The sequence below is a fragment of the Arhodomonas sp. KWT genome, from assembly GCF_010993615.1.
In genome coordinates, this window is the sequence record NZ_WNXE01000750.1 from 1 (window position 1) to 816 (window position 816).

At 72.7% G+C, this 816-nt stretch carries 1 protein-coding gene; it reads right to left on the minus strand.

The annotated features are described in order from the left end of the window. On the minus strand, nt 1–575 hold a 575-nt coding region (locus tag G7A99_RS22160; protein WP_163144157.1), incomplete at its 3' end, for an alpha/beta fold hydrolase. Between the last annotated feature and the right edge of the window lie 241 nt (nt 576–816).

An 816-nucleotide genomic window follows, 5' to 3' on the forward strand; every position in this document is an offset into this window, starting at 1 on the left:
GGCAGGGCGCGGACGAGGGCGTCGTGGTGCCGGATCAGCCATCGGCCGGGCGGTCCGCCGGCCAGGGCGGCGAAGGCCGCCAGGCGGGGATCCCGGTGCACCGGCCACGCCCAGGTGTTACTGAGCACCAGCGCGGCGACGTTGTCGGGGCGGCTCGCGGCGTAGGCGAGCGCCACCGGTCCGCCCCAGTCGTGACCGACCAGGACGATCCGCCGCAGGCCGAGGGTCTCGACCAGCCGGGCCAGGTGTCCCGCGTGCTCCGCGGGGCGGCAGGGACGATCCGCCGGTGTGCCGGAGAGGCCGAAGCCGAGGTGGTCCGGTGCCACGCAACGGTGCGTCGCCGACAGCCGGGCGACGAGGTCGCGGAAGAGGAACGACCAGGTCGGGTTGCCGTGGACCATGATCACCGCGGGTCCGTCGCCGGCGTCGAGGTAGTGCATCGGGCCGGCGGGCAGGTCGAGGCGACGTCCCGCCCCGGGGAGGACGGTTGTGGCGGCGGGCGGTGCCGCTGGTGGGGGAAGGTGCCTGCTTCCGGGCATGACCCCGAGCAGCGGGTCGGTGTGTCGTCCCGCCATTGCCGCCCTCCGAGCACCGTACTGGCTGACGATGCCCCAGTTTCCCGGCCATTCCGCCATGGCGGCAACCATCGCCGCCACGGCGTGATCTGGGTCATGGATGACCTCCATGCGGGGTCTAGCATCGACACGGATGAATGGCTCCGCGGATGAGGCAGACCATGAGCCGGAACCGCCTTCTCTCCAGAACCGCCTTTCGCCCGACCGATGGCAGGGCGGAACCGTGAGTACCCGCTGGCGC